The organism is Clostridium sp. ATCC 25772 (genome assembly GCF_001573875.1).
GTDB lineage: Bacteria > Bacillota > Clostridia > Clostridiales > Clostridiaceae > Clostridium_J > Clostridium_J senegalense.
In genome coordinates, this window is sequence record NZ_LFRG01000025.1 from 44,879 (window position 1) to 52,609 (window position 7,731).

A 7,731-nucleotide genomic window follows, 5' to 3' on the forward strand; every position below is an offset into this window, starting at 1 on the left:
TTATTTTTTCTCCCTACTCTTTCTAGATTCTTTTAACATGTGTGATAAATAAAAAAACTCTATGATTCTTTTATCATCATAAAATAAACTTTTTCTAAGTACCGTTTCTACTAAAGTTGCTGCCAACTTATCTTCATTGTGCTTTATATGACCTTTTTCATTTAACTTTATAAAATTTCCTCTTATATATTGAATTTTCATCTTTTTATTTTTCTTATTATCTTGTTTTACTAAGTAATAATCATCATGTACACATTTTGCTTTATCTTTTTCACTTAACTCTGCATCATTTACTATTGCATAATCTATAACTTTATCTGATGAGTGCTTATATATTGCTTTTATGTGATCTTCTACAGAATAATTATCGCTTTCACCCATTTGAGTTAATATATTTGATATATATATTTTAAGGCCATTACTTTTTTCTATAGCTTCAGTAATTCCGTCAACTAAAAGATTAGGAATTATACTTGTATATAGACTACCTGGCCCCAAAACAACTGCATCAGCTTCTAATATAGCATCTATAGCCTCATCTATAGCTTTAGCTTTAGATGGTTCTATATACACCTTATTTATGCTTGTATTGTCTTTTATACACTCTTTAGGTATATTAGACTCCCCTTTTACAATCTTTCCATTTTTTAATTTTGCACATAACGTTATATTATCTAAAGTTACAGGTACTACCCTTCCCTTTACTGCTAAAACCGAACACGTTTTCTTCACAGCTTCATTAAAATTATCTGATATTCCATGCATAGCTGCTAAAAATAGATTCCCAAAATTTTGATTTTCTAAGGCTCCTTCTTTAAATCTATACCTAAATAAATCCTCCATAACAGGTTGTGTATACGCTAATGCTGTTATGCAGTTTCTTATGTCTCCTGGTGGCAACATACCTAAATCTTTTCGTAATATTCCTGAACCACCACCATCATCTGCAACGGTAACTATAGCCGTTATATTACTTGTATATTTTTTCAAACCACTAAGTAGTGTAGATAGTCCTGTTCCTCCCCCTATAACTACTATTTTAGGACCATTAATAAGAACCTTTCTTTCATATAAAATTTCTGGAAGTGATTTACTTTCTATTCCATCATTTCCTATGTCCAAACTTCCTAAAGACAGCATTTTTGCTCCATATCTTGTTAGTCCATAATAAAATACTGCTGATCCTACTAATCCTACAAATAAAAACATAAAATCAACGTTTTTATCTCTTATTGAATCTACTAATTTCAAACCTCCAAATGCACATAAACAAGAGCCTAATATAATATAAAACACCCATCTTTTAATCCCTAAACCTGGCCTAAGCCAGTACTTGAGCCTCATAGCTTTCCAGCTCCTCTACTTACATCTTCATTTATATCTCTATGGTCTATAGTAACAGTATACCCACTATTTTCTAAAACTTCATGAATTTTGTTTGCTATTGCTACAGACCTATGTCTTCCTCCAGTACATCCAATTGCTATTATAAGCTGTCTTTTACCTTCTTTCTTATAATTTGGTAAAAGAAAATGTAACATATCATTTAACTTATCGATAAATATTTTAGTTTCATCTTTACTTAATACATACTCCCTAACTGGAATATCTTTACCTGAATATGGCTTAAGTTCTGCAATATAATATGGATTGGGTAAAAATCTAACGTCAAAAACTAAATCTGCATCTACAGGAATTCCATATTTGAAGCCAAATGACAGTACATTTACAAAAAGTTTTGTTTCTATTTGTCCTTGTTCTCCTAATATAGTTATTATTTCTTCATTTAATTCTTTATTGCTAAGTTTAGTTGTATCTATTATATAGTTAGCCTTTTCTCTAACTTCTTTTAATTTTTTCTTCTCTATAGTTATACCATTTAATATTCTTCCATCTGGTGCTAAAGGATGTTTTCTTCTAGATTCCTTATATCTTTTAACTAAAACTTCATCTGTAGCCTCTAAAAATAGCATTTCATAATCATTATATCCATGTTCTTTAAGAACCTTTAAACTTGCAAATAAGTCATCGAAAAATTTTCTTCCTCTTATATCTACTACTACAGCTATTTTATCTATTTTTCCTTCTGTTTGATAACATGCCTCTGCAAACTTAGGAATTAATGTAGGCGGTAAATTATCTACACAAAAATATCCTAAATCTTCAAGACTTCTCATAGCTTGAGTTTTTCCTGCCCCTGACATTCCAGTAACTATAACAAATCTCATACTAAACCATCCTTTTTATATTTAAATTTTTTAAATTGTATCCCTAAATAGTAATCTAGCTTCCATTTTAATTTGTTTCTGATTTTTTTAAATTTCTATTCTTAATTTTTTAACTAATATACTATAATATTTATTAATAAAAAAATCAATAAATACTATAGTAATACTTTATAGCTTTTTAAAATTGTATTTATATAATCATACATTATAATATTATAACATATTTAATTTAAAAAAATAAAATCCATTATAGTAATACCTATATCCTTTTAAGCATATTTATTCCATTATTAAATAATAAAGTAGCTTCTATAAATTCTCCATAGTTTACTTGTAAAATACTTCCTATTTCTTTAATTTTTTTAATGAATTTCAAAAAATCAATCATATTATATATCACGTTAAAGTACTGATTTTTAGCTACTAAAAGTAAAAGTTAATAAATTTTTAATAATTTGTAATATTATTGAAAATTTTTATTTTAATAGTAAAATCTATAGCAGAGGAATAAACTAAATTTTCAAAAAACAACAAGGGGGTTATATTATGAATTATGCAGTTAGATCCGAAATACTAAACTTGAATGTCTATAAAGCAGGTAAGCCTATAGATGAAGTAAAGAGAGAACTAGGTTTAAATGAAGTTATAAAATTAGCATCTAATGAAAATCCATTAGGTTGTTCTGAAAAAGTCAAAGCTGTTTTAAAAAATATGATAGATGAGGCTAATATGTATCCAGATGCTTCTAACTATGAATTAAAATATAATATAGCTAAAAAAAATAATGTTCATTTTGATCAAATTTTCTGTAGTACAGGTTCAGATTCACTTATAAAAGTTATTTGTAATACTTTTTTAAATTCTGGTGATGAATCTATAATGGGTGAAGTAACTTTCTCAAGATACATTGATTCTACTAAACTTATGGGTGGAAAAGTTATTCAAATTCCAATGAAGAACCATGGTTTAGATTTAGATGCTATGGTTAATGCAATTACTGAAAAAACAAAAATTATTTGGTTATGTAATCCTAATAACCCTACAGGCACAATATTTACTAAGTCTGAACTTGAAAATATTCTTAAAAAAATACCTTCACACGTAATAGTAGTTATGGATGAAGCCTATATAGAATATGTAACTGATAAAGAATATCCTGATTCTTTAAGTTTATTACCATCATATCCAAATATGATAATTCTTAGAACATTTTCTAAAGCTTATGGCTTAGCGGCATTAAGATGTGGTTATGGTATTGCAAGCAAAGAACTTGGTGGATATTTCAATAGAGTTATTGGACCTTTTGATGTAAATTTATTTGCACAAAAGGCAGCTGTTACCGCATTAGAGGACCAAGATTTTATAAAATTAGTTCATAACACTAATAAAGATTGTAAAGAATACTTATATAAAGAACTTGAAAATCTAGGTTTAGAATATATTAAAAGTAATACAAACTTTATAATGTTTGATACTAAAAAAGATGATATAAATTTATTTAATGAGTTACTTAAACGTGGTGTTATAATAAGACCTGGAAGTTTCTTAGGAATGCCTGGTTGGATCAGGTTAAGTATAGGTACTAAAGAGCAAAACATAGTATTTATAAATGCATTAAAAGAAGTTTTAAGCTTATAAAAAAAGCAACTGCATCAGCAGTTGCTTTTAATTTATTATAATTTATTTATCTTCACCTATTATTCTTACTTCCGGATATAAATCAACATCAAATTGCTCTTTAACTTCTTTTTGAACCAACGCTATAAGATCTAATATATCTTTTGCCGTTGCATTTCCTTTATTAATTATAAATCCTGAATGTTTAGTAGAAACTTCCGCTCCTCCTACACCTTTTCCTTTTAACCCTGCATCTTGTATTAATTTACCTGCAAAATATCCTTCTGGTCTTTTAAAAGTGCTACCTGCTGAAGCATACTCTAATGGTTGTTTAGAATTTCTTTTATCTGTTAAATCATCTATTCTTGTTTTTATATCTTCGCTATTATGTCTTATTAATTTTAAAGTAGTTTCTAAAACTATATAATTATGAGTCATTACCACACTATGTCTGTATCCAAACTCTAAATCTTCTTTAGATAGTTTTATTAAATTACCCTCTTTATCAACTACTAATACACTTTCAACAACATCTGCCATACACCCATTATAAGCACCTGCATTCATAGTTGTAGCGCCGCCTATACTTCCAGGTATTCCACAAGCAAATTCAAAACCTTTTAAAGATGCTTTTAAAGATTCACTAGTTACATCACAAAGCTTAGCACCACTTTGCGCAATAACCTTGTCATCTTCAACTTTTATATTACTTAATTTGCTAAACTTTACAACAACACCTCTTATGCCTCCATCTTTAACCAACAAATTTGAGCCATTTCCTAATATAAAATAATTACTTTCATATTTTTTACATAATTTTATTATGGAAATAACTTCTTCATAATTGGTTGGATATACTAAAATATCAGCAGGACCTCCAACTTTAAAAGTTATATGATCTTTCATAGGTGAATCAAATTCTATATTTTCTCCCTTTAATACAAGTTTTAATTCATTAATCAATTCTTTTTTCTGACTCATCTCTTACCTCTTTCACAAAATATTTACATATCTATAGTATAATTTATTAGCATGTTATTAATCAATAATTACTATATATTTTTTCCTTTTCCTTGTAAATAATCTGTAAACATTTTTTCATCATAATTCATTATAAGCTCTTTTGGAAAATCTATATCTTCAACTAATTTTTGAACCATTGAAAATTCACCTATATTAAAACAGTTATGTGCATCGCTTCCAAAAATCATCTTAACGCCATATTGTTTACAGAGTTCTGCTATCTTATAACAATTCTTATCGCTACCTTTTCTAGAATTTACAAAAGAACTGTTATTAAGCTCTATTATTTTATCTTCTTCCTTAGCTTTTATAACTACCTTTTCCATATCTATAGGAAACTTAGGATTTCCAGAATGCCCAATTATAAATACATCTTTATTTTTTATAGCTCCTATAATTGCACTTGTATTTTCTTCTATTGTTCCCGATTTTATACAAACATCATGTAAACTAGCAATCATATAGTCTAATCTTCTAGATATTCTTTCAGGTATGTCTAGATTTCCATCATAATCAATTATATTTGCTTCACAACCTCTTAATATTTTGACTCCGTAAAGTTTTCTTGGAATATCATCTAAGTTTGCAAAATGGAAAATATGTGGTCCTCCTGGCATATCTGGACCATGATCAGAAACACCTAATATTTTTATACCTTTATTTGAAGCTTCCTTTATATTTTCTAATAAAGTATTATATGCATGACCACTTGAAACAGTATGTGTATGAACATCAACTACAGCTTTCATGTTTTCTCCTTTCTTTGTACATATTAAAGAATTATAAATATATGTACAAATTTAGCTCTAAGTATAAATTTTTTCTAAAGTTAATCTTATTTTTATTATATCCCTTTATATATAGATTAAAATTTAAATTTTAAATATATAAAGCAAGTATTATAAATTTTTTCTTAAACTTTCTAGTGATTTTTTATCCATAGATGGTAAGTTCAATATTTCCTCATCTGTTGCTTTTCTTATATTTTCAACAGTTATAAACTCTTTTAAAAGTTCTTTTCTACGTTTATCACCAATATAGGGTATATCCTCTAATATAGAGTGAAGAGTAGTCTTGCTTCTAAGTGACCTATGATAAGTTATAGAAAATCTATGCACCTCATCCTGTATTTTAGTAATTAAATTTATAAGTTTTGTATTAGGTTTTATATCTAATTCTTGATTTTCATAAATTAATCCTCTTGTTCTATGTTTATCATCTTTAACCATACCACATACAGGAATATTTATATTTAATTCATTTAACACTTCTAAAGCTATATTAACTTGGCCCTTTCCACCATCCATCATAATCAAATCTGGAAAAACAGAAAATTTGCCTGCTGTTAAATTTATCTCATTATTTTGTATTTTTTTTATTTCATCTAATCCATGTTTAAATCTACGTGTTAAAATTTCTCTCATAGATTCGTAATCATTAGGCCCATCTACTGTTTTTATTTTAAACCTTCTATAATCACTATTTTTAGCCTTTCCATCTTGAAATACAACCATAGTTCCAACAGAATCCACTCCCATTATATTTGATATATCATAAGCTTCTATCCTAATGGGAATATATTGCAAATTCAACACTTCTTGCAATTCTTTTAGAATCTTGCTTTGTAGTTCTTTATCAGTTTTATCTTTTAATTTAAACATTTCTAAAGCATGACTAGAGTTTTTTTCTACCATATCCAATAATTTTTTCTTCTCACCTTTTATAGGAACTTTTATACTTACCTTATACTCTTTTTTAATAGTTAGATATTCTTCAATAATATCTTTATCATCTATATATGTAACATATATCTGTTTAGGTATAAATGCAGTACCGCCATAAAAGCCTTTTATAAACTCTGACACCACTCGACCTTTTTCCTCTGTGCCAGTATCATTTAATATAAAGTGTTCCCGTCCTAAGATTTTACCATCTCTTAAAAAGAATATTTGAATGCAACTGTCTTTTTCATCTTGAGATATAGCAATAAAGTCTTCATTTTCAAAATGTGAACTTATAATTTTTTGCTTTTCATTTATCTTTTCTATAGCAATTAGTTTATCTCTTAAACTAGCAGCTTTTTCAAACTCTAAATTCATAGCTGCACATTCCATTTCCTTTTTTATTAAATTTATTACAGCTTTATTTTTTCCATTCAATACATCTATAACATTATTAACTATAACCATATATTCTTCTTTAGATATAAGTTTGTCACAGGGACCTTTACATAAATTTATATGATAATTTAAACAAGGTCGTGTATTTTTTCCTTCTGTAGTTATATTTTTTCTACAAGTCCTTAATGGAAAAGTCTTTTTTATTAAATCATAGGTTTCGTAAACTGCTGATGCATCAGTATATGGACCAAAATACTTAGCTCCATCATTTAATATTGATCTTGTAACTATTACTCTTGGAAACTCTTCATTTATTGTTATTTTTATAAGTGGAAAACTTTTATCATCTTTAAGTAAAATATTGTATTTAGGACTATACTTTTTTATTAAATTACATTCTAATATTAATGCCTCTATTTCAGAGTCTGTAACTATATACTCAAATTCTGAAATGTGTTTTACCATAGCTTTAACTTTTTCACTATGATTTTTAGAGTTTTGAAAATATTGCCTAACTCTATTTTTTAAATTTTTAGCTTTCCCTACATATATAACTTCTCCCAGAAAATTTCTCATTATATAAACTCCTGGATTATCAGGAAGATTTTTTAATTGAAATTGAAAATCAAACAATATTAACACCGTTGCCAAAAATCTATAAAAATATATAAATCTTGTTTAATTCCTTATTCACCCTGTCTGATTTTGCAATGAATAAATTCATTTGCTACTCTCATTTGATA

6 protein-coding genes are annotated in these 7,731 nt (G+C 27.1%); 1 reads left to right on the forward strand and 5 read right to left on the reverse strand.

Annotated elements, in window-relative coordinates; all coding sequences use genetic code 11:
- Both AZI32_RS10625 and rapZ read right to left on the reverse strand, forming a co-directional pair.
- Positions 1–1,344, reverse strand: a complete 1,344-nt coding sequence (locus tag AZI32_RS10625; protein ID WP_061995819.1) for a gluconeogenesis factor YvcK family protein — start codon at positions 1,342–1,344, stop codon at positions 1–3.
- Positions 1,341–2,228, reverse strand: coding sequence for an RNase adapter RapZ (rapZ, locus tag AZI32_RS10630; RefSeq protein WP_061995820.1), 888 nt, complete (start codon positions 2,226–2,228; stop codon positions 1,341–1,343). Before rapZ ends, AZI32_RS10625 begins: the two co-directional genes overlap by 4 nt.
- A 546-nt stretch (positions 2,229–2,774) precedes the next feature.
- On the opposite strand from rapZ, the gene hisC reads away from it, so the two are divergent.
- Positions 2,775–3,866 (forward strand): histidinol-phosphate transaminase, encoded by a 1,092-nt coding sequence (gene hisC / locus AZI32_RS10635; RefSeq protein WP_061995821.1) that lies wholly within the window; start codon positions 2,775–2,777, stop codon positions 3,864–3,866.
- 42 nt (positions 3,867–3,908) lie between these two features.
- Here hisC and murB read toward each other — a convergent pair whose 3' ends face one another.
- The 3 genes from murB to uvrC all read right to left on the reverse strand — a co-directional run bounded on the left by murB (position 3,909) and on the right by uvrC (position 7,621).
- A complete protein-coding gene (gene murB, locus AZI32_RS10640) occupies positions 3,909–4,826 on the reverse strand; it encodes a UDP-N-acetylmuramate dehydrogenase (RefSeq protein WP_061995822.1) in 918 nt (305 codons plus the stop codon).
- Positions 4,827–4,897: 71 nt separating this feature from the next.
- Entirely contained in the window at positions 4,898–5,617 is a 720-nt protein-coding gene (locus tag AZI32_RS10645) for a phosphatase (protein WP_061995823.1), read from the reverse strand.
- Between the two features lie 150 nt (positions 5,618–5,767).
- Positions 5,768–7,621 carry an excinuclease ABC subunit UvrC gene (gene uvrC, locus AZI32_RS10650; protein ID WP_061995824.1) on the reverse strand — a complete coding sequence of 618 codons (1,854 nt, stop codon included), beginning with the start codon at positions 7,619–7,621 and terminating at the stop codon, positions 5,768–5,770.
- Between the last annotated feature and the right edge of the window lie 110 nt (positions 7,622–7,731).

Excerpts from the sequence above, each read along its gene's own strand:
- AZI32_RS10645 (WP_061995823.1), bottom strand. The coding sequence starts at position 5,617 with ATGAAAGCTGTAGTTGATGTTCATACACATACTGTTTCAAGTGGTCAT.
- AZI32_RS10625 (WP_061995819.1), bottom strand. The coding sequence starts at position 1,344 with ATGAGGCTCAAGTACTGGCTTAGGCCAGGTTTAGGGATTAAAAGATGG.
- hisC (WP_061995821.1), top strand. The coding sequence starts at position 2,775 with ATGAATTATGCAGTTAGATCCGAAATACTAAACTTGAATGTCTATAAA.
- rapZ (WP_061995820.1), bottom strand. The coding sequence starts at position 2,228 with ATGAGATTTGTTATAGTTACTGGAATGTCAGGGGCAGGAAAAACTCAA.
- murB (WP_061995822.1), bottom strand. The coding sequence starts at position 4,826 with ATGAGTCAGAAAAAAGAATTGATTAATGAATTAAAACTTGTATTAAAG.